This is a genomic window from Aneurinibacillus thermoaerophilus (genome assembly GCF_900099925.1).
Classification (GTDB): domain Bacteria; phylum Bacillota; class Bacilli; order Aneurinibacillales; family Aneurinibacillaceae; genus Aneurinibacillus; species Aneurinibacillus thermoaerophilus.
Window position 1 is genome coordinate 41,073 of sequence record NZ_FNDE01000019.1, and the last position, 20,544, is coordinate 61,616.

Below are 20,544 nucleotides of genomic sequence, written 5' to 3' on the forward strand. Positions count from 1 at the left end.
CGTTATTTAATCAATCGTAGAAACAAGAAGAAGCGGAACATGGAACTTATTTGATTTTATCTTTTTGCAAACACAACATTGGTAATTTTGCACATTATTTGATTCTAAAGCAGGGAATTCTTTTTCAAATTTCCATGGTCGAAGCCGTCTCATTTGGCAAATATATAGCTACCGATTAAGGGGTTAACAAACGGTTATTTGGCAATACTGGCTCTTATCATCACAATGATAAGGAGCGGATTATGTTATGAAAAAATCACTGATTACAAACTTACGAATGAAGCATTACGAAAGGAAGAGCGTGCGATTTCTGATGCTTTTTTCCGGCAGCGTGTGACGGCCGTTCGACTGATTCTTGAAGGTTTTTCTACGGTAAAAGCTGCAGAAGTACTGGGCATTTGTCACTAGTCTGAGACGCCTTAGAAAAAGGCGCCGCTCACGTAAATAACACCTGAAATTTTTCAAACGAAGAAAGGGAACTGACCCTTCCCTATCTAAGTTAAAAATATGCTTAAGAAATTTTCGAAATCACAAGTATGGATAATTGCTTTAGTGGTCTATGTGCTAAGTACCATTAATTACAAAAATCCTTCTACACTTGATAAGATATCCATTACTTTGGCATGTATCTTATCAGCTCTTGTCATCTGGAATTTCGTATTACACTTATATAAAGAAAGGATTGAAAAATGAACTATACCTTTAACAGTACAAAAGAGTTAAAACAGTTTATCGCAAAGGAAGTCTTGAGCTCGGCTGAAGCTATTGAATACCTAGGGATTAGTCGTGCACGTCTAAGCCAGTTAATTAAGAACGGCAAACTTATCCCCATCAAAAAACTGCAACGGGATAGTCTGTTCCTAAAAATCGATGTAGAGAAAAAAAAGTAAGAGCTTGAAGAGTTAAGGAAGAAATACAGACCATATGATTAAAAATAAGACCCGGCTACACCGAGTTATTTTTGTTCTGGCATCCATGTGAATACGTAGTCAGGTTTCGAATTCTTTAGGACAAGCTGACCGTTTTCTGTATGTACTTCCCGTTTGCCTGTATCGATAAGCTTCTGAAGGTCTTCGGGTAAGGGGATATTGCCGTTTCCTGTTGCGGCCAAGTAAAGGAATCTCTATCTCTGTCTGAGCTCACCTTTCGCTGTGAATGTGGTTTTGTGGCAAACAGGGACTAGAATGCTGCTACCAATGTCAAAAATGAAGGATTGCGACTGTTAACATAACTATAAATAGAGCATGGAACAGGCTCAATAGCTAAGTAAATTTCGTACTGTTAGGTATGATTACCTTAGAAGCCCCCATCTCCAAGCGAAGCGTAGGTGACGGGTAATTCACATTGAATATAGGTTTTTGTCTATGTCATAAACCTATATATAAACATAATTTATGATGAGCGCTAACACTCGAAATATAAAGGAGGTATACTCGATGTACTGGTATCATGATCCAAATTATGTGCAGCAGTATAGTCCGGACATACAACAATATGATTACTACGTTTATCCTGACCTTGAGAGACAACCACAACTATTTGGGAGAGTTAATCAACTTGAAAGGCGTGTAAATGAACTAACCTTGCAAGTAAATCAGCTGCAAAATACGGTGGAACGTCATACAAGAAGGCTAAATCGGTTAAATCAACGTCTACGTGTAGTTGAGAATAGGCTGCAAATACCTTTTACTCCTTATGAAGGTGGATTTTAATCAATCCAAGACCTTAAAAAACCTAATATAGGAAAAATCCTCATTTAGGGTTCTTAAATCGTTAATGTACAAAAGAATTGTAAATCTACAGCTTGATGCTCAACGTCCGATAAGCTCTGTTATGCATAATCTGTTATGCATAAAGAGATTATCGGACGTAAGCAAACAAATGTAACTTACTTACTATTCTCCATCACGTTTTTATGGTGCAATTTTTGTTCCCATAAGTGAAGGAAGTGTATAGGATGTCAGATTATTTCCAATTGGATTAATTCCAGTTGTGAATTCGAGCCTAATGGATAGTCTATCATTTGCATTTAATCTGCGTTGTATTTTTCTTCCTACGGTATTGGTTCCCGTTGCTCCAGTGGGACATGAAATCACAGCATTACCCTGTATGCATCTGTGAAAATTGCTCATTATTTTCATCTCTCATTCGTTGTGTATAGGTATTTATTATTCTATTTTCTGAAAGTTGTCCTTGAAGCGGCATGTACCTACTAGAAATATCTTTCTTGAGATTTTACGTCTGATAACGTTCATTAAGTAGGCTGACTTAGATTAAAGTAACAGCAAAAAATCCCCGCCATCCATATGGATAGCGGGGTATCTTTTACCATTTCATTAAATTTTTATTGCAAAATTTCAGCTTTTTTAGTGAGATAGTTGCAAATATGATTTTGCAAGCCAGCTATAAGGTTGTTTCTATCCCTCATAGGTAAGCTACAAACTCATTTTACATGAAAACATACATAATGAGAATCCTGGCGGTAGACGATGGATTTTAACTGTTCATTTCCATAACTATCCTTATATACCAATATTTTTAGACTTAGCGTACAATTTTTCCGAAATATTGGTTGTACCCCTCTTTCTAAATCAACAAAGAACTGATTGCGCTTCAGTCAACCAGTTCTTTATATTAGAAATTCTGTGAAATAAATTTTAAAAACTTGGGGAATGGATATAAATTCTTTCGCTATTTTTAATTACGATGATTTTATTTTTTTCTTTCCGAAAAAGTGATACTATTTGTTACATAAACAATATAAGGTGGAATTCTTATGCAAAATAAATCTATTTTAGCTTATACTCTAATTCTTTTACCTCTCGCAATATCAATTTATTTTTTAATTAACCCCAAAGCTTTAATACCTAACGGATATGAATTAGCCATTGATGGTTATGTAATATCCAGAACCTTAATATTTATTTTTACTTTTTATTTATTATCTAAACTGGGATATTTTATTACTAACAAAAAAGATTAGCTAATTTACGCTAATCTTTCAGCTTGTAGACAAAGTCTAACTTCCAGGCAGGTCTACAAGCTGAAATGCAACCTTCTTTTCCTATAATCTGTAACTTTAATCTTTCATATTAAAGATACGAGAATGATGCAGAAGTCGATCCAACATCGCTGTCGCAAGAACTGGCTCTCCCAATACTTTTCCCCATTCACCAAATGACTTGTTAAATAAGTAAACTTGGCTTTACGAATGTGCGAAGCTTTTTCTCCAACTTTCCTTCTTGGTCTGCTTTTCGTAACTGAGAGTTGAGTTAGCTCCTGCTTCTATCATACGTTTATGCAAATAGTCTTTATAGCGGTCTGGTTTACTTCCTCGGCTCGTTCGTTTCTTTTTCAAAGGCAGGGAGTTTTCCCAAAGATACTTACGAACTGTTTTTCGATCAATCCCAAACTGCCGGGCAATGTCAAAGATAGACATTCCTTTCCGGTATAACTCCTTAATCATAAAAAATTCCCCTCTCGTAATCATGAACCATAGCTCCTCTCAGATATCTATGGTTCTTATTGAAAATAGTATCAATATGTAACTACTCCTAGAAGGTCATTAACCTATGTCAATGTACTAGATTCCCTTTACCAACTAATCACAGTGAAAAAGACATCGTCTTCTTTCCTTGTTCCCTTTTCTAGCATTTACCCGCTACCAAAACATTACCAAAGGCACAGAATTGCCCCTAGAATAAATTCTAGATTATTGAATTAAAAACCCAGATGGAACGGCCTTGTTGTATGCAGCACGATTGGCACTCCGCTGCTTGCTCGGAATTTCGACCGCGCCTAGTACTCCCTGCTGAAAAAATCGGGTCTTCCAAAGATTCGCTTCCACGATTTACGTCATAGACACGCTACTCTTATGTTGAAACAAGGAGTACATCCAAAAATCGTAAGCGAACGGTTAGGTCACTCAAATATCAACATCACGTTAGATACGTATTCGCATGTCTTCCCAGGACTGCAAGAAGCGGCTGCAAAAGAGTTTGGAAAATCGCTTTTCGGAGCCAAAAAAAAGGTAAAAATGCACTTTAGCAAAATAAAAGTTTGCAAAATGTTTGCAAATAGCCTCAAAACACAAAAAGACGCGGGTGCATAAAATCGCGCAAACCCGCGTAATTACTGACTTTATCGTGGTTTATTATCATAATTTCGTGACCATTTTGGTGACCACCTATGACCATTAAAAACCCCGGCCTTGTGCCGAGTTATTTTTGTTCTGACATCCTGTAAATGCGTAGTCAGGTTTCGGGTTCTTTAGTGCAAGCTGGCCGTTTTCTGTATGTACTTCCCGTTTGCCTGCGTGGACAAGCTTCTGAAGGTCTTCAAGTAACAGGATAGCCCCTGTTTTGTCTACACGGGAGAAATAGCGTTTGTTCATTTGCACACTTCCTTTTTGTTCTATATCACAACAAAAAGAAGATATGGGGAATGTTTTTGGGCAACCAAAATAGTGTTGAAAAACGGCTCACAAGTCAGCTTTTCATTTTTAAATACAAACAATGTACATTTGTCCTATGTGATACATCCATACACAATCCGTTTTCCTTCATAGTATGTAGTATGTCAAATTTGGAAGGAGGAAATTTGTAAATGTCAATTAATTTTGATGAAACAGCTAATGTAAATGAATGTGATGCGCGCGCGGTCCAACCTACCCTAACAGGAGGCAACCCTATTATCAAAATTCCAGTACTACTTCAGGAAGTGTCGGTGCAGCTGCCGCTAAGAGCGCGTATTACTTTTCCAGAAGATGTGCTTGAAATCAAGAAAATTAAAAAGCGCGTAAAATTAACGCAATGCCGTCTTATCCAACCGCGTACCTTGCCGGGTGAAACACCCCGCAGTAAACTGTTCCTAAGTGGTTTTGTGCGCAAAAATATTCAGTATGCAACACCTACATGCCATAGTGATGAGGATGAGGTACGCTCTGTGATTCATTCGCTAACGGTTGATGTCCCGTTCGATTGTGTGGCGGAAATTACGACGTTCCTTACGCCCCCGGTGGGTCCTTTCTTTAATGTGCGCAACGAATTCGATTTTCTTGTAGAGCAGCCGCTACCCGCTGGCTTTCCGTCCAAAGACCGCCTCATGTCCACAGATTTATCCCAGTTTCATCAACAAAGCGTTGAATTTTTCAACGAACAGGTCTTCTGCGAACTGGTTCGCGCTGATATTACCGAATGGGATGAAGCGACCGATCGGGAGCCACTGGTAAATGGTCCATTCGAAGAAGGAACGTTCAGAAACATTGTAGAGAAGATGGTGCTCGATATTACGGTCAAAGTCTTACAGAACCAGCAAGTACGCGTTGACAGCCTTTAATATCTCCAGAATATTTTAAAGACGTATGAAGAAGCAGCCGCTGGCACAAAGGAATATCGACTTTGATTTGGTCAGCACGGTTCGCAACAAATAAAAACACCCCGCCATCCGGACGACCGGATAGCGGGGTATCTTTTACCCCTTTCTTGAATTCTGGTTACAAAACTTCAGCTTTTTTAGTGAGATGGTTGCAGCGATGATTTGTCAAGCCAATTTATACGATTGTTTCTATCCCTCATAGGTAAGCTACAAACTGAGAAATTGAACCTTGATACTCGACAGTAACCTAGCATCAGCCGTCACAAGTCCCTTTAGAAACGCTTGTACATCTGCATTTTCTTTGTTTTCTTCTAAAAACTTTTTGATTTTTTCAAGGTTCATTGTTCATTCCTCCTTGCCTTGCAGTACGAGCCTACAAGTCATATTCGCCCGGTTTTATGCCGTATGGTATGGGGCAATAAAAAGGCTACCTTAAAATGCAGCTAGTTTTTTCTTATTGTCTACAGTTTTGGACCTTTACCAAAAAAGGCTGGCTTTTCATTATTTAACAAGAAAGAAAGTATATTTATCCGATGGATTCTCTATCTCAAACACGATTTTATCCCCATTACTATCATATTGTTGGTTAGGAACTAATTCTTTCGTTTTATTTATCGTATCGAATTGATATACTTTTGCATCTGAATATCCTTTAAATTCTAGTTGAAATTTTTCATAAGGTCCTCTGATTTCTACGGTTATAGGATTAGATATCGCACCTAAAGATTTGACATCATTTAAGTACTGCATATCTTCCCTTAACACTACTGAATGATTTATATATTTATTTTTAATATAAAAACTCCCTTTAACATTAGAGGAGTTACTCAATTTTAACTCATGAACACCTATTTCTTCGCCATCCTCTATACCATTATTATCACTGTCTTTGTTGTTGGGATTTAAATTCATTTCTATTTCTATACCATCATCTATCCCATCGCCATCTGTATCTTTTAGTGTAGGATCAGTATGATATTTTTCTATCTCATCTTGGCTATTAAGTCCATCCCCATCTTCATCCACTTTTTTGGTTAAAGCAGGTTTTTTTCCCACATAAATAGATAGCGTCTTTTGATCCCATTCGACTTCTTTACCAAGTGATTCAGAGAAAAATCTTAAAGGTACATATACGGTTCCGTTATAAATAAAACCAGGTTTAGATGTTGTTTTTTGTTCTCCATCGAAATAATACTTTAATGGTAAAAAGTCTACCTTGATAGAACTAGCAGCATAGACTACTCCTGAGCAGAAAATTGTTCCTGCTAAGAAACCAGCAGAAAGAAGCTTGATGTTTTTCGCCTTGCTCACAGAACTTTCCTCCTAGTCAATAATTCAATTATAAACATTTATAACATTCTTACTGATATATCGTTATTAACCAGGACTAATTATACATGTATTTAGACTTATTTATAATTTTTGTTATAGATATTACTTTTCTCCATTGCTCATACGTCATGTCAGACGGTACATAAATCACTTTACTTTTCGCATCCCGTGCGATGCGCTTACCAAGCTGTTCAGCAGCCTTGATGCGGTCTTTTATGCTCGGTGTTTTGTCGACAAAATATAGTTGCAATGAAATCTGAAATACTCAATAGTAAATATCAGGATAATAAACTAATGAGAGAGGCAGGAATCGAATTATGGATTTACATACTGTTCGTACCTATTGCTTGGAGAAAAAAGGAGCCATCGAAGATTTTCCGTTTGGTAAGGATATACATGTGTTCAAGATATGCGGAAAAATGTTTGCTCTTCTTTCGAATCGAAATGGGAGCCTACACATCAGTCTAAAATGTGAACCAGAAATCTGTGAGATTTTACGCGAACAGTACCCTGCAATTAAGCCTGGTTATCATCTAAATAAACGACACTGGAACACTATCGAAGCCGACGGCAGTATTCCAATCGAGGAGATTTTCGGTATGATTGACCGTTCCTATCAGTTAGTTTTTAAAGGGTTGAAAAAGGCTGAAAGAGAGCTAATTACCAACTCGTTAAGAATAAAATAAAAAGCGCTCATATGATTCCGAGCGCCGTGGCGATTTGGAAGATCGCCTCCTTCTTTTTCATATAGTACTGCTCCTTTGTCAGTCCCATATCCAGATAAAGCGTAATATCCTTTACTCGCGTCGTCCCCAAGTACTTTTCTTCGATAATACGACGTTCTATTTCGTCCAATGTGTATTGTAAGGCGCGTTCAATCTGACGCACTTTCATTTCTTTCTGCTTATCTGATTCGTACAACGCAGGAAACAGCCCTCTCACACCTTGTTCTTCTTGCTCTTTCCGGTTCTGCACAGCTACCCGGAGAGCCTTGTACTTTTTCAGTTCTTTAACAACAACCTTGCGTACTTCTTTCTCAATTAACTGCTGATAAAGAGGATAATTGCTCAGCAACCATTTTCGACTCCCCCTGCTCATGGTAAAATATTCTTGTCGAGTAAGAGCAGGGAACCCCTCTCCGGTTGGTGGCCGGGAGGGGACTTTTGTTTTTTACTTCCAAAATATTGTGTTAAACTTGCTCTTTCGGCAGTTCTTCTGTGAAAATGCCGTCCACGTTATCTAATGCCCAAATCCGTTCCTGATAAGCGATAAGCTTTCAACCACAAATTCTTGAATTGCGCTACTGCTGAAAACAATTGTTATCTTCTGCATCCCGTTCGCTCCTTCTCACAAGTAATGTTAACTGTAAGTAGCTAAAACTAAAGTTAATTTTTAACATTTTGTCGTATATTATTTACATTTTGTCTTATATATTTTACAATAAAAACAGGAGGTGACATTATTGCTGTGGAATCGCATCGCAGTATGCCGTGCTGAAAAGGGATGGACACAACAAGAACTTGCTAAGCGCGTAGGCGTGAGTCGACAAACGATTGCGTCGATTGAAAAGAACAAGTATAACCCCTCGTTGATTCTTGCATTTAAGATTGCTTTGTCTTTTGAAAAATCCTTGACTGAAATATTTGGTTACCAGGAGGAAAATGAATTATGAAGATTCTTGGCATTTTTTTTATAATTACAGCAATCGTAGCCCAACTCTTTATTATGAAGTTTCAGGTCAGTCCTGAAGGAAATGACGAGCGTGGTAAATATATCCAAGTCAAAACCTCGTCTTTCTTGTATTCGTTTCTGTCTTGGGCCGTTGTCATCTCGTTCTTTCTTTCTAGCAAGAATGTTTTCACGTCAGAGCAGATGCTGAATTTGCTTCTATTTTTCTACGTTTCCCTCAATATCGTTGGTGCAGTATATATCTTTTGGAAACGCAAGACTTGCTAGGCATCCTTAGGGATGCTTTTTTACTTTGGAAAGTCTCGGTTCGCCAAAACTGTATAGAATGAAAGTATAAGAAAAGCTACTTTCCCTAGTAACGGTGTGTTAACTCGTTTGCTATTTTTTGCAACTCTCGCATTGGTACTTTATATTTCCTTCCTCAAGGAAAAATTAAAAGCCGGGAGCTTATATCAGGATTGTGGCAACATTTATAGGAACAACAGTACTCTCGCGCAACTTAGATCGCACTTGGTTTCGACTTATGAAAAAGGCCAATGTACCTCGTATTTGATTCCATGACCTACCTACGCTATACACATGCTACTCTTATGTTGAAGCAAGGAGTGCATCCAAAAATCGTAAGCGAACGGTTAGGTCGCTCAAATATCAACATCACGTTGGATACGTATTCGCACGTCCTCCCAAGACTGCAAGAGGCAGCCCTAAACAGTTCGCTGACACCCTTTTCCGGGGCAAAAAAGATGCCAAAAAATCGCTTTAGCGAAAAAAAGGGTTGCAATTGGGCTGCAATTTACCCAAAAACATAAAAGGACGCGGATGCACAAAACAATTCTTCTGGATTGTTATCCCGTTGCATTTTATTTGATTTTACCCTTTTGTAAACAGTTCGTTTGCAATTTGGTTTGCAGTTTCCATAATAAAAAATCTCGGACTTTGCACCGAGCTATTTTTGTTCTGGCATCCATGTAAATGCGTAATCAGGTTTAGAGTTCTTTAGGACAAGCTAGCCGTTTTCTGTATGGACTTCCCGTTTGCCTGCATGGACAAGCTTCTGAAGGTCTTCGGGTAAGAGGATAGCCCCTGTTTTGTCTATGCGGGAGAGGCAACGTTTGTTCATTTGTACACTTCCTTTTTGTTCCATTTCATAAAAAAAGGATCGCCTCCGAAATAAACATCTATAATGCAAATATAGAATTTACCTCTCATTCTATAATTTCTATATTTATTACAGATGATGTTGCAAAACCAGCATAAAAATCCAATATTATGAATAAAAACACACGGCTGACAATGAAAGTGATAGCGATTTTTACCGTGCCAGCGTGGTTGCTCCATTCCCTGTTTATTTTTCAAAAAGGAGAAGACACGTTCAATTTCTGAACGACGCTGGAATAAAGCACGACCAAAGGTCGTCTTTAGGAAAGTAAGCATAACACGGGCAAATGCATCTTTTCTCCTCCCACATTTTCTTTTATTTAAAGGGTCAACATAACTTTTCTTGAAATGCCAAGTCTTCCTGTTACATATTTCGTTTAAGGAATATCTAGCAGTCTATAAACGTCAGAACATGTTGTAAAACAGGGTCCTTGCATTATCTGTTAAAAATTTGGGCATCATAAGAGTATCCATCTCGTTGGTTAATGGTTTGTGTGGTACTCACCATTCTTCCCAAACAGGTGGTTTTTTTATTGCCAATTATTCATAGAGTGTGTTTGCAACGCCCTCTATGATATAATAGTAAAAAATATTTTTAATCTATAAATAATAGTGATACACTATGATAGGATAGGATTATAATTGATCCAGAAAAGGTGTGTGACTAGGTCGCGCCTGGCTTGCTATAGCGCCTAAGCAGGAGCGCCTACATCCTTTCTGCAAATCTTAGGGTATAAGGGACGGTAAAAATGAGTAACAGACAAACTAGAACAGACGTTATCTTAATTGGTGCCGGAATTATGAGTGCGACTTTGGGAACACTGCTGAAAGAATTAGTGCCGGACTGGAAAATTACAGTGTTTGAGAGGCTCGCAAACGCAGGAGAGGAAAGTTCTAACGAATGGAATAATGCGGGAACGGGGCATTCGGCACTATGCGAGCTTAACTACACCGTCGAAAAACCGGACGGATCCATAGATATTAGCAAAGCTATAAAAATTAATGAACAGTTTCAGCTTTCAAGACAGTTTTGGTCTTATCTTGTAAACAGCAATCTGATACGTAATCCGAAGGACTTTATCATGCCATTGCCTCATTTAAGTTTAGTACAAGGGGAAAAAAATGTAACGTTTTTAAAAAAACGTTTTGAAGCGCTGTCTAAAAATCCCCTGTTTCAAGGGATGGAATTTTCCGATGATCCTCGAAAACTGATGGAATGGATTCCGCTTATTATGAAAGACCGTAAATCGAATGAACCTATAGCGGCAACAAAAATCGACTCTGGAACTGATGTCAACTTTGGCGCTTTAACACGCATGTTATTTGACCACTTAAAGAGTAAAAACGTTGATATAAAATTCAAACATAATGTTGATGATATTAAACGTACTAGCGACGGCTCGTGGGAATTGAAAGTGCGGAATGTCGATAGCGGTACCGTCGAACGCCATACTGCAAAATTCGTCTTTATCGGCGCCGGTGGAGGAAGCCTGCCTTTACTGCAAAAATCCGGTATTCCTGAAGGAAAACGTATTGGAGGATTCCCGGTAAGCGGACTATTTATGGTGTGTAATAATCCAGATGTTGTAGCGCAGCATCATGCAAAAGTATACGGTAAAGCTAAGGTTGGTGCTCCTCCAATGTCTGTTCCGCATCTTGACACAAGATTTATCGACAATAAAAAATTGTTGCTCTTTGGACCGTTTGCCGGCTTCTCACCAAAGTTTTTAAAAAACGGTTCAATGTTTGATTTGTTAGGTTCCATAAAACCGAATAATGTCTTAACTATGTTGGCAGCAGGCGCAAAAAACATTCCATTGACAAAATACCTGATCCAGCAAGTTATGTTATCGAAAGAAAAACGCATGGAAGAATTACGCGAGTTTATTCCGAACGCCAAAAGCGAGGATTGGGATATAGTGGTAGCGGGCCAACGTGTGCAAGTTATCAAAGATACTGAGGCCGGCGGTAAAGGAACACTTCAATTTGGTACGGAAGTTGTTAGTGCCGCTGATGGCTCGATAGCTGCATTGCTCGGCGCTTCTCCGGGTGCTTCTACTGCCGTTCACGTTATGCTTGAGGTATTAGAAAAATGCTTCCCACAACATATGAAAGAGTGGGAACCGAAAATAAAAGAAATGATTCCTTCTTATGGCGTGTCACTAGCGGAAAACCCAGAGCTTTTCCAAGAAATTCATACTTCAACAGCGCAGACGCTTGGCTTAGCGGTTAAAAAACAGTACGCATACGCATAAAGACGGTCCTTATTTGTCACGACCATGCCGGACACAGAGGGACGGTTCTACTGTATGTTCAGACATTTCCTTATGCTTATATTTATTACGGAAACACTATGTCCATAGGAAGGCAAATCAGCAATGCCGTACTAGTAAAATTGGCAAATCCGAAATAACCGAAAAACCCGTATGTGAAAGGAAGCATAAATTGCCGTTTTGGCAAATTTATGCTTCCTTTAGTTTTTTAACGAACTAAATACCGGTATGTTCGTAGAACCGTCTAACGAAACATTTGGTATCTACCTGGAGAATTGGCTAGAGGATAAAAAAACACAGTCCGGCCTAGTACATGGAAATCATACCGCTGGCTTGTCCGCCGCATTCTCCCGCACCTGGGCCATGTTCCTATTGCCAATCTAAAGCCACAACAGCTACAGAAAATGTATGTGTCCCTGCAAACAGAGAACAAACCGCTATCCTCCCGCTCCGTCCTTAAAGCTCACCTTGTCATTAAAGAAGCCTTGGACAGGGCTTTGAAATGGGGATTGGTACAGCGAAACGTAGCGGATATGGTAGACCCACCACAGCCGACAAAAGCAGAAATCAAAGTATAGGATGCAGAAAGCGCAGTAAAGTTCCTAGAGCTGGCTAAAAAAACCCGGTACTACATCGTGTTTATGCTTGTACTCACAACCGGTATGTGGAAGGGAGGAATCCTTGGACTACGTTGGGAAGACATTGATTTAGACATGGGGCGGTTGTCTATCCGGCAGGCATTAGGCAGAGACAGGCTACTCCCTTCAAGAGCCGAAGTCCCGCAGTGGCTTCCGCATGGTTTCACTTACCGATGAAACTATAGAGGCGCTGCGTGCCGGTGAACTTTACCAAGACCACGGCCTTGTTGTATGCAGCACGATTGGCACTCCGCTGCTTGCTCGAAATCTCGACCGCGCCTGGTACTCCCTGCTGAAAAAATCGGGGCTTCCAAAGATTCGCTTCCAGATTTACGTCATACACACGCTACTCTTATGTTGAAGCAAGGAGTGCATCCAAAAATCGTAAGCGAACGGTTAGGTCACTCAAATATCAACATCACGTTGGATACGTATTCGCACGTCCTCCCAGGGCTGCAAGAGGCAGCTGCTAAACAGTTCGCTGACACCCTTTTCCGGGGCAAAAAAGAGGTCGAAAAATCGCTTTAGCGAACAAAAGGGTTGCAATTGGGTTGCAATTTACCCAAAAAAACAAAAAGACGCGGATGCACAAAATCGCGCAAACCCGCGTCATTCCTGACTTTATGTATGGCGGCCCCGAGAGGACTCGAACCTCCGACGCACGGTTTAGGAAACCGACGCTCTATCCAGCTGAGCTACGGAGCCTTGTAAAAATCGATACCTAATTTATTATACACATATGCCTTTCTTTTTTCAAACTCTCACCTTACTATCTAATACAAATCACAACTGCACACTCGCCATTATATCGCCGATTTTCCCGGAAATTGCCCGGTAACACTTCCAAAACAACAAAACTAAACGACCATTTTTCGCAAAAAAGAAAAAGGGACTTTCTTATGAAAAGCCCCTCTCTTACTCCCCTTTGCTTACGATGTCACGCCTACAGAAACAGTTTCCGGCAATGTGCTTCCACCATCAATCACCACATGCGTTCCAGTAATGTAGCTTGACTCATCAGAAGCCAAAAAAGCCGCCAGCTCTCCGACTTCCTCAATGCGTCCCAGTCTTCCTAACGGTACTCCGCTTGCAATTCCATCAACGACGGCATTAGGATTCGTTGCATTCGATTCCTTCGCAATTTGCTCTGCCATCGGTGTCAGAATGTATCCAGGACAAATCGCATTCACTGTTATATTATAACGCGCGACTTCCCGTGCTAATGCCTTAGTAAAGCCTAAAATAGCCGCTTTTGTCGTCGCATAAGCCGTTTCCCCTTCATCAGCTACCATCGTTCCGGTCACAGAGGACATATTTACAATCTTTCCGTATTTATTTTCCACCATGTTTGGCAGAACAGCTTTTGTTACGTTCCATACACCCTTAATGTTTACATCAAATTGAAAATCTCTTGTATCATCACTCATATCCAAAAAGCTTGCAAGCCTAATAACGCCTGCATTGTTCACAAGAACATCAATTTTCCCAAAATCCTGAATGGCTTGATCGATGCATTGCTTAATTTCTGTAAAGTTTGTCACATCAACCTGATAAGCTGTAGCCGCATATCCTTGCGATTCGAGTTGTTGCTTAACCTCAAATACCCGTTCAGACATATCAAGCAGTACAACATGAGCACCGTATTTTGCAAAAGTTCTGGCAATACCTTCCCCATTTCCCATTGCTGCTCCTGTAACAACCGCAATTTTGTTATTGAGCTTTCCCATTCTCTCTCTCCTATCAATGAAATTAATCTATCCTAAATTATAATATTAAACGAACAAATATCTACAATAATACCATTTTTTCTACAAATTGTTCACAATTAGCCAGTGCTTCAAAAGTTATATAAAGCAAAAAGACGTACCACAGTTCTTATTGTGTACGTCTTTTCTGCTCTATGCTTACTTTGCTTTCGGTACAAGCTTTTCCAGACCGCCCATATACGGACGAAGCGGTTCTGGAATCAGAACGCTACCGTCTTCCTGCTGATAATTCTCTAAGATCGCAGCCATCGTACGGCCAATTGCTAGGCCTGAACCATTCAATGTATGCACGAATTCCGGTTTCGATTTAGCTTCACGCCGGAAACGGATTCCCGCACGGCGAGCCTGGAAGTCTTCAAAGTTACTGCAGCTCGAAATCTCGCGATACGTATCATAGCTCGGCAACCATACCTCGATATCGTATTTCTTCGCCGCTGTAAAGCCCAAATCACCTGTGCACATGCTCATTACACGATACGGAAGCCCAAGAATCTGTAGCACCTTCTCCGCATTATTTACGAGGCTTTCCAGCTCATCATACGATGTTTCTGGTTTAACGAACTTGACAAGTTCGACCTTATTGAATTGGTGTTGACGAATAAGACCACGCGTATCGCGCCCCGCAGACCCAGCCTCAGAACGGAAACAAGCACTGTATGCCACATAGCGGATCGGGAGCGTATCTCCTGGAATAATTTCTTCACGATGATAATTTGTCACCGGAACTTCCGCTGTCGGTATGAGGAAATAATCAGTATCCGCTACTTTGAAGGCATCTTCTTCAAATTTTGGCAATTGACCGGTGCCAATCATACTGTCACGATTCACAATGTAAGGTGGCATAATCTCTTCATAGCCGTGTTCAGTTGTATGCAAATCGAGCATAAAGTTAATCAATGCACGCTCCAGTCGCGCGCCAAGCCCTTTGTAGAACACGAAACGGCTTCCGGTAACTTTGGCCGCCGCTTCAAAATCAAGAATGCCAAGGCTAGCTGCAATATCCCAATGCGGCTTCGGCTCGAATGTAAATTTCGGAAGCTCGCCCCAATGGCGCACCGGCACATTGTCATCTTCCGTCAAACCGACCGGCACACTTTCATGCGGCACGTTCGGAATCCCAAGCATAATCTGAGAAATTTCTTCTTCCAGCACACGGATCTGTTCATCATATTCTTTGATTTTTGCGGATACTTCTTTCATCTCCACGATTAAATCATCCGCATTTTGCTTTTCTTTTTTCAAACGCGCGATTTCATCCGATACAACATTACGTTTATTTTTCAACTGTTCGCTCTCCGCCAGCAGCCTGCGACGCTTTACATCCAGATCCTCGAATTTATCGATTTCATTCAATTTCTCGCCGCGTGTTTCCAGCGCTTTTTTAATAGCGGCAAAATCATTGCGAAGGCGTTTAACATCTAACATGCATATCTCCTCCTGAATCCTTACTTGGAAAATAAAAAATCCCCTCCCTACTCAGGGACGGGATGATCCGTGTTGCCACCCTAATTCAGCATACAGCGCTCGCATGGCGCCTGTATGCCCTCTTACACATGATAACGGATGTAATATGATCCGGCTCTTCACCGCTAGCTCAGAGATGGATTTCAGCGGCCTGTCCGTTCGGTTCGCACCTTCCACCGACTCTCTGGACGCACAGCTTCCGCTTACTTGTTCCCGTCATAGCCTTTCCTTATTTGTTTAGAAAAAAACTATATAACTATACTCTACTATATCCGGAAACAAGATGCAAAATGTATCTCGCAAATAAATATCAAGAAAAAACGTTCAATGATCAGGAGAACCAGCCTTTAATCATGTTCCCAAGGCTTGAAAAAATGTCGCCAATGAAACCGAAAAATGCACGGAATGCAAGACGAAGCCAGCCTGCTTCTTCCACTTCTTCTTTGGCAACCAACGTGCCGCCAGCCTTTTGTTCGTCGATCGGACGCAGGAATTCATCCGACTTGCCGTTCGGCCCAACAACTTTTACGTAACCTACAGCTTGTCCTTGTTTTACCGGCGCCGTTACTTCCTGCAATACAGCCTTCGGTTTATAAGCCCCTTCTTCTCCCTTTTTGACCGGATACAACACCTGCTTACTGGTCACAGCGGCCACTTCTTTTGCCGTTCCTTTGTTGACTTTTGCATTCTCTCCACCTGAAATTTGAGCGCCCTGGGCAAGCAACGGCTGCATTTTATAGTTACTAAACCCATAATCCAACAGCTTGCTCGTTTCTGTAAAACGACTTACAAATGATTTGGTACCCATAACAACTGTAATCAGGCGCACTCCGTTCCGTTCCGCCGTACCTGTAAAGCAGAAACCGGCCGCATTCGTATGACCCGTTTTCAAACCGTCTACACCTTTGTATTGTTTTACAAGTCCCGGAAGCATCCAGTTCCAGTTATCCATTTTCAAAGCCTGTGGCGTACCTTCACGAAATATTTTCCGCGGAATTTTTGTCGTCTCCAACACTTCTGGATGCTGGGTAATAAGCTCTTTTGCCAAAATAGCAGCGTCACGAGCGGACATTACAGTATCCCTGTCAGCGGATTCTGGTGCGAATGCCTTCAAATCCGCAAGCGGTAATCCGGTTGAATTCGCGAAGTATGTCTGCGTCATGCCAAATTCTTTCGCTTTTTGGTTCATCAGCTTTACAAACTCGTTTTCCGAACCGGCCACCGTTTCGGCCAGCATAACGGTAGCATCATTGGCGGAGTAAATCGCCATCGCTTCATACAGCTCTTTTACAGTATGTACGTCTCCCTTGGCAAGATACACACCCGAACTACCCGATTTACCTAAGAACGCGCCGTAATCGTCAACCGTTACTTTCTGGTCCCAAGTAATTTTTTTCTTTTTAATCGCATCCAACACTAAATATTCGGTCATCATCTTAGTCATACTGGCCGGAGGAAGCGCTTGGTTCTCATTGTATTTATAAAGAATTTTCCCTGTAGTGGCCTCAACCATAATGGCGGATTTGACATCCAGATTCAACGCTGGAGAAGCCGCCTGAGCCTGTCCGGGATTTATCATAAAAATAGGCAAAAAGAACATCAGCAACGCCAATGCTAAAGCCAGCGGTTTCTTTATCTGTTTCATATACATTGACAACTTTCGCACCTCCACTTTATTTAAACAACAATATGATTCTACCATACAACATAAAAAAAGACAGGGAGTTTATGCCCTGTCTTGCTAACTATTTTTTAACAACAACCTTTACAGCGAATAGTTCGGCGCCTCTTTCGTAATTTGCACATCATGCGGATGGCTTTCTCTCAACCCAGCATTAGTAATACGAATAAAGCGCGAGTTGTTCTTCAGTTCTTCGATCGTTCTTGTGCCGCAGTAGCCCATGCCTGCCCGCAAGCCCCCAACCAGTTGGTACACTGTATCCGCCAGCGGTCCTTTGTACGGGACACGGCCTTCAATCCCTTCCGGCACAAGCTTTTTATCATCTTCTTTTTCTTGGAAGTAACGGTCTTTACTTCCGTCCTTCATCGCACCGAGAGAGCCCATACCGCGGTACACTTTAAAGCGGCGGCCTTGATAGATTTCAGATTCGCCCGGGCTTTCTTCACAACCAGCAAACAGGCTTCCGATCATGACAACAGACGCGCCGGCGCCAATCGCTTTCGTAATGTCGCCGGAATATTTGATACCGCCATCTGCAATAATCGGGATATTATATTCTCTGGCCACCGTTGCGCAATCATAAATGGCTGTAATCTGCGGTACCCCAATACCTGCAACGACACGTGTCGTACAAATGGAACCTGGTCCGATACCAACTTTAACCGCGGAAGCACCCGCCTCGATAAGCTCTCGCGTTGCTTCACCTGTTGCCACATTCCCTGCAACAATTGTTAAGTCAGGATACTTGGCCCGCATTTCTTTTACAGTGTCAATCACACCCTTGGAATGACCATGAGCTGTATCAATAACCAAACAATCTACACCGGCTTTAACAAGCGCTTCTGCGCGGTCAAATGTGTCTTTGGATACACCGACAGCGGCACCACAAAGCAATCGTCCCTGTCTATCCTTGGCGGCGTGTGGGAATTGAATCGCTTTTTCGATATCTTTAATCGTAATAAGACCTTTTAATTCATTGTTCTCGTCAACAAGTGGCAGTTTCTCGATTTTGTGGCGCTGCAAGATTTCTTCCGCCTCTTTCAGCGTCGTGCCAACCGGAGCGGTCACGAGTTCTTCTTTGGTCATGACTTCGCTAATTTTCACTGAATAGTCATGTACAAAGCGTAGGTCGCGGTTAGTGATAATGCCGACCAGTTTATTGCTTTCATCGACAATCGGCACACCAGAGATGCGGTACTTTGCCATTAGCTTTTCCGCTTCCACTACCGAATGATGTGGCTGAAGTGAAAAAGGATTGGTAATAACGCCGCTCTCTGAACGTTTCACGCGATCGACTTCTTCCGCTTGCTGTTCGATAGACATATTTTTATGAATAATTCCCATACCACCCTGACGGGCAATTGCAATCGCTAAAGCCGATTCCGTTACCGTATCCATTCCTGCACTGATAAGCGGAATATTAAGCTTTACGTTTTCGCTCAACTGTGTGGAAACATCAACGTCACGCGGCAAAATTTCCGATTTTCCCGGGATAAGCAAAACATCGTCAAATGTTAATCCTTCTTTACCAAATTTATTTTCCCACACAAGTAATACCTTCCTTTTCCTCAGTTTGTTTGTCGTGTTCTATATATTATCGAAAGTGTAACAAACAGCTTATTTTGATGTCAAGAATTCTGTAATATTGTTCGGCTTTTCCGTTAATAATAAATGAGAAATAGCAATTTTAAGCACTTAATATTCCATTTTTACGAATAATTAGACAGAAAAGGTGAAAGGAATGTACCAAGTTGTCCATACTATAATGTGTGAAAATCCCACAAAAAAAATGTGGGACAGTTATCTTTATTTTGAAAGCGAGCCCACAACTAAAGCGTTTCTACAGCAAACGTACGAAAAACTAAACATTCCCAAAGCGAATGTATACGCCTTTCAAAATGCTTCCAAGTTTATTTATTATATCAAACAAGCGCGTCAATATTACGTTTCTGCAGTCAATAGTGATCTGTTGGTACAACCACTTTTGCTATATTATGGGATGGTAAGCCTACTAAAAGCTTATATTCTGACACGTGACCCCGATTATCCTTCTAATACACGCGTACTTCAACACGGCGTTACTAGCCGCAAAATCAAAAAAAATTACTACTCGCTTGCTGAAGATGAAGTAAAAGTACAAAAAGAAGGTCTGCTTCCTTATCTTCATTCATTTCTAAGCAAAGAAAACCTAAAGGAAAAGTACCGAATCCAAAGTTTATTAGCGGTAATACCAGAATTACAGCCCGCCTACCAAAAATTATACAAACAAACCTCTCTGATTCCAGTTTCGCTCTCTTCTCACCGGAATTACGAAAAACTCTGCACGATTTTTTATCTCCCTGAATCTGTGCTCGATAAAGTTCATTTAACGTATAACGGATTTATTCATTATTTAAACCGTTACAACGAAGGCCAGGGCGTGTTTTTACCGTCCTCGTTAGAAGTGCCAAAGGGGATTATCCGCTTGGAATGGCATCATCCCAATCAAATTCATGTGACCGAAAGCGGAGACGGTTTTGCAAACAAACTATTTTTACACGATTATAAAGGAAATTTTTTCTACAAAATAAAAATGGAAACAGACTACAATATTTCTGAAATCGTAAACCATTACATGATCATGTACGTTTTGGGGATGCTATGCCGATATGAGACCGAACGCTGGGGTGAAATCGTATTTTCATTCATGTCAGAGGATATGTACATGATTCAGGAGTTTTTAGCATTATCAGCGAGAAAATTTCCGAATCTAGTGTATGATTTACTCCTAGAGGAGCGACACATTTTTCAAACAGATTAACTTGTTCCCGTTTGTACTTCTGCAAATACCGACAAACATAAACCCCCTTATCCAGCTTGCAATTGGATTGGACAAGGGGGTTTTTCTATTATACCTTGAAAACTGAATCAGAAGAAACATGACGCACAGGATATCCAGTCTATCTTTGGTTAAGCCCTCGACCGATTAGTATTCGTCAGCTCCACGTGTTGCCACGCTTCCACCTCGAACCTATCCACCTCATCATCTATAAGGGGTCTTACCAGCTTACGCTGTGGGAAATCTCATCTTGAGGGGGGCTTCACGCTTAGATGCTTTCAGCGCTTATCCCGTCCGCACATGGCTACCCAGCTGTGCTCCTGGCGGAACAACTGGTGCACCAGCGGTG

General features: G+C 40.9%; 20 protein-coding genes, 1 tRNA gene, 1 rRNA gene, 6 pseudogenes and 1 other annotated feature. Of the genes and pseudogenes, 14 read left to right on the forward strand and 14 right to left on the reverse strand.

The window, feature by feature from the left end:
* The first annotated feature begins 198 nt into the window (after window positions 1–198).
* Both BLR88_RS10755 and BLR88_RS10760 read left to right on the forward strand, forming a co-directional pair.
* Window positions 199–408: a hypothetical protein gene (locus tag BLR88_RS10755; protein ID WP_057897198.1), complete on the forward strand. Its 210-nt coding sequence runs from the start codon at window positions 199–201 to the stop codon at window positions 406–408.
* A gap of 338 nt (window positions 409–746) precedes the next feature.
* A complete protein-coding gene (locus tag BLR88_RS10760; protein ID WP_322787666.1) occupies window positions 747–890 on the forward strand; it encodes a helix-turn-helix domain-containing protein in 144 nt (47 codons plus the stop codon).
* Between the two features lie 65 nt (window positions 891–955).
* Here the strand turns inward: BLR88_RS10760 and BLR88_RS19550 are convergent, their stop codons facing one another.
* On the reverse strand, window positions 956–1,111 hold the full coding sequence (locus tag BLR88_RS19550; RefSeq protein WP_156423973.1) for a hypothetical protein: 156 nt from the start codon (window positions 1,109–1,111) through the stop codon (window positions 956–958).
* 286 nt (window positions 1,112–1,397) lie between these two features.
* On the opposite strand from BLR88_RS19550, the gene BLR88_RS10770 reads away from it, so the two are divergent.
* On the forward strand, window positions 1,398–1,712 hold the full coding sequence (locus BLR88_RS10770) for a hypothetical protein (protein ID WP_082705818.1): 315 nt from the start codon (window positions 1,398–1,400) through the stop codon (window positions 1,710–1,712).
* Window positions 1,713–2,776: 1,064 nt separating this feature from the next.
* On the forward strand, window positions 2,777–2,983 hold the full coding sequence (locus BLR88_RS10775; RefSeq protein WP_057897200.1) for a hypothetical protein: 207 nt from the start codon (window positions 2,777–2,779) through the stop codon (window positions 2,981–2,983).
* A gap of 96 nt (window positions 2,984–3,079) precedes the next feature.
* Here the strand turns inward: BLR88_RS10775 and BLR88_RS19955 are convergent.
* Window positions 3,080–3,187 (reverse strand): annotated as a pseudogene (locus BLR88_RS19955) (ATP-binding protein); the annotation flags it as partial.
* A gap of 90 nt (window positions 3,188–3,277) precedes the next feature.
* Window positions 3,278–3,490, reverse strand: a pseudogene (locus tag BLR88_RS10785) (helix-turn-helix domain-containing protein); the annotation flags it as partial.
* Window positions 3,491–3,808: 318 nt separating this feature from the next.
* Between BLR88_RS10785 and BLR88_RS10790 the strand changes: the two are divergent.
* A pseudogene (locus BLR88_RS10790) lies at window positions 3,809–4,015 on the forward strand (tyrosine-type recombinase/integrase); the annotation flags it as partial.
* A 180-nt stretch (window positions 4,016–4,195) separates the two neighbouring features.
* Here BLR88_RS10790 and BLR88_RS10795 read toward each other — a convergent pair.
* Entirely contained in the window at window positions 4,196–4,393 is a 198-nt protein-coding gene (locus BLR88_RS10795) for a hypothetical protein (RefSeq protein WP_057897202.1), read from the reverse strand.
* Between the two features lie 212 nt (window positions 4,394–4,605).
* On the opposite strand from BLR88_RS10795, the gene BLR88_RS10800 reads away from it, so the two are divergent.
* The gene (locus BLR88_RS10800) at window positions 4,606–5,337 is read left to right on the forward strand and encodes a CsxC family protein (RefSeq protein WP_091260650.1); all 732 of its coding nucleotides are present in this window, start codon (window positions 4,606–4,608) and stop codon (window positions 5,335–5,337) included.
* Window positions 5,338–5,583: 246 nt separating this feature from the next.
* On the opposite strand, the gene BLR88_RS20390 is transcribed toward BLR88_RS10800, so the two are convergent.
* On the reverse strand, window positions 5,584–5,718 hold the full coding sequence (locus tag BLR88_RS20390; RefSeq protein WP_257721582.1) for a hypothetical protein: 135 nt from the start codon (window positions 5,716–5,718) through the stop codon (window positions 5,584–5,586).
* A 159-nt stretch (window positions 5,719–5,877) separates the two neighbouring features.
* On the reverse strand, window positions 5,878–6,687 hold the full coding sequence (locus tag BLR88_RS10805; RefSeq protein WP_057897204.1) for a copper amine oxidase N-terminal domain-containing protein: 810 nt from the start codon (window positions 6,685–6,687) through the stop codon (window positions 5,878–5,880).
* A gap of 338 nt (window positions 6,688–7,025) precedes the next feature.
* Between BLR88_RS10805 and BLR88_RS10810 the strand changes: the two genes are divergently transcribed.
* A complete protein-coding gene (locus tag BLR88_RS10810; RefSeq protein ID WP_057897206.1) occupies window positions 7,026–7,394 on the forward strand; it encodes an MmcQ/YjbR family DNA-binding protein in 369 nt (122 codons plus the stop codon).
* A 7-nt stretch (window positions 7,395–7,401) separates the two neighbouring features.
* Here BLR88_RS10810 and BLR88_RS10815 read toward each other — a convergent pair.
* Window positions 7,402–7,786, reverse strand: a pseudogene (locus BLR88_RS10815) (ArpU family phage packaging/lysis transcriptional regulator).
* Between the two features lie 384 nt (window positions 7,787–8,170).
* Here BLR88_RS10815 and BLR88_RS10820 point away from each other — a divergent pair.
* Complete coding sequence (locus tag BLR88_RS10820; RefSeq protein WP_057897207.1) at window positions 8,171–8,380, forward strand: helix-turn-helix transcriptional regulator; 210 nt, start codon at window positions 8,171–8,173, stop codon at window positions 8,378–8,380.
* Window positions 8,381–9,513: 1,133 nt separating this feature from the next.
* Here the strand turns inward: BLR88_RS10820 and BLR88_RS20550 are convergent.
* Entirely contained in the window at window positions 9,514–9,831 is a 318-nt protein-coding gene (locus BLR88_RS20550) for a transposase (RefSeq protein WP_057897209.1), read from the reverse strand.
* A gap of 473 nt (window positions 9,832–10,304) precedes the next feature.
* On the opposite strand from BLR88_RS20550, the gene BLR88_RS10840 reads away from it, so the two are divergent.
* The 5 genes and pseudogenes from BLR88_RS10840 to BLR88_RS10855 all read left to right on the forward strand — a co-directional run bounded on the left by BLR88_RS10840 (window position 10,305) and on the right by BLR88_RS10855 (window position 12,994).
* Window positions 10,305–11,810, forward strand: a complete 1,506-nt coding sequence (locus tag BLR88_RS10840) for a malate:quinone oxidoreductase (protein ID WP_057897210.1) — start codon at window positions 10,305–10,307, stop codon at window positions 11,808–11,810.
* A 320-nt stretch (window positions 11,811–12,130) separates the two neighbouring features.
* A pseudogene (locus tag BLR88_RS20555) lies at window positions 12,131–12,229 on the forward strand (tyrosine-type recombinase/integrase); the annotation flags it as partial.
* Between the two features lie 9 nt (window positions 12,230–12,238).
* Window positions 12,239–12,406, forward strand: a complete 168-nt coding sequence (locus BLR88_RS20140; protein WP_156423975.1) for a hypothetical protein — start codon at window positions 12,239–12,241, stop codon at window positions 12,404–12,406.
* A 24-nt stretch (window positions 12,407–12,430) separates the two neighbouring features.
* A pseudogene (locus BLR88_RS10850) lies at window positions 12,431–12,643 on the forward strand (tyrosine-type recombinase/integrase); the annotation flags it as partial.
* A 54-nt stretch (window positions 12,644–12,697) separates the two neighbouring features.
* The gene (locus tag BLR88_RS10855; protein ID WP_236781934.1) at window positions 12,698–12,994 is read left to right on the forward strand and encodes a tyrosine-type recombinase/integrase; all 297 of its coding nucleotides are present in this window, start codon (window positions 12,698–12,700) and stop codon (window positions 12,992–12,994) included.
* 100 nt (window positions 12,995–13,094) lie between these two features.
* Here the strand turns inward: BLR88_RS10855 and BLR88_RS10860 are convergent.
* From BLR88_RS10860 to guaB, 5 genes are all read right to left on the reverse strand, one after another.
* Window positions 13,095–13,171 (reverse strand) — tRNA-Arg (locus BLR88_RS10860).
* A 224-nt stretch (window positions 13,172–13,395) separates the two neighbouring features.
* Complete coding sequence (ucpA, locus tag BLR88_RS10865; RefSeq protein WP_057897211.1) at window positions 13,396–14,193, reverse strand: SDR family oxidoreductase UcpA; 798 nt, start codon at window positions 14,191–14,193, stop codon at window positions 13,396–13,398.
* Between the two features lie 177 nt (window positions 14,194–14,370).
* Entirely contained in the window at window positions 14,371–15,657 is a 1,287-nt protein-coding gene (gene serS / locus BLR88_RS10870; protein WP_057897212.1) for a serine--tRNA ligase, read from the reverse strand.
* Window positions 15,658–15,707: 50 nt separating this feature from the next.
* Window positions 15,708–15,925 (reverse strand) — a binding site (T-box leader).
* A gap of 102 nt (window positions 15,926–16,027) precedes the next feature.
* Window positions 16,028–17,341, reverse strand: a complete 1,314-nt coding sequence (locus tag BLR88_RS10875; protein WP_082706141.1) for a D-alanyl-D-alanine carboxypeptidase family protein — start codon at window positions 17,339–17,341, stop codon at window positions 16,028–16,030.
* Between the two features lie 120 nt (window positions 17,342–17,461).
* Window positions 17,462–18,925, reverse strand: a complete 1,464-nt coding sequence (gene guaB, locus BLR88_RS10880; protein WP_057897214.1) for an IMP dehydrogenase — start codon at window positions 18,923–18,925, stop codon at window positions 17,462–17,464.
* A gap of 217 nt (window positions 18,926–19,142) precedes the next feature.
* Between guaB and BLR88_RS10885 the strand changes: the two genes are divergently transcribed.
* Window positions 19,143–20,177, forward strand: a complete 1,035-nt coding sequence (locus BLR88_RS10885; protein WP_057897215.1) for a YaaC family protein — start codon at window positions 19,143–19,145, stop codon at window positions 20,175–20,177.
* A gap of 145 nt (window positions 20,178–20,322) precedes the next feature.
* Here the strand turns inward: BLR88_RS10885 and BLR88_RS10890 are convergent.
* Window positions 20,323–20,544 (reverse strand): 23S ribosomal RNA (locus tag BLR88_RS10890); the annotation flags it as partial.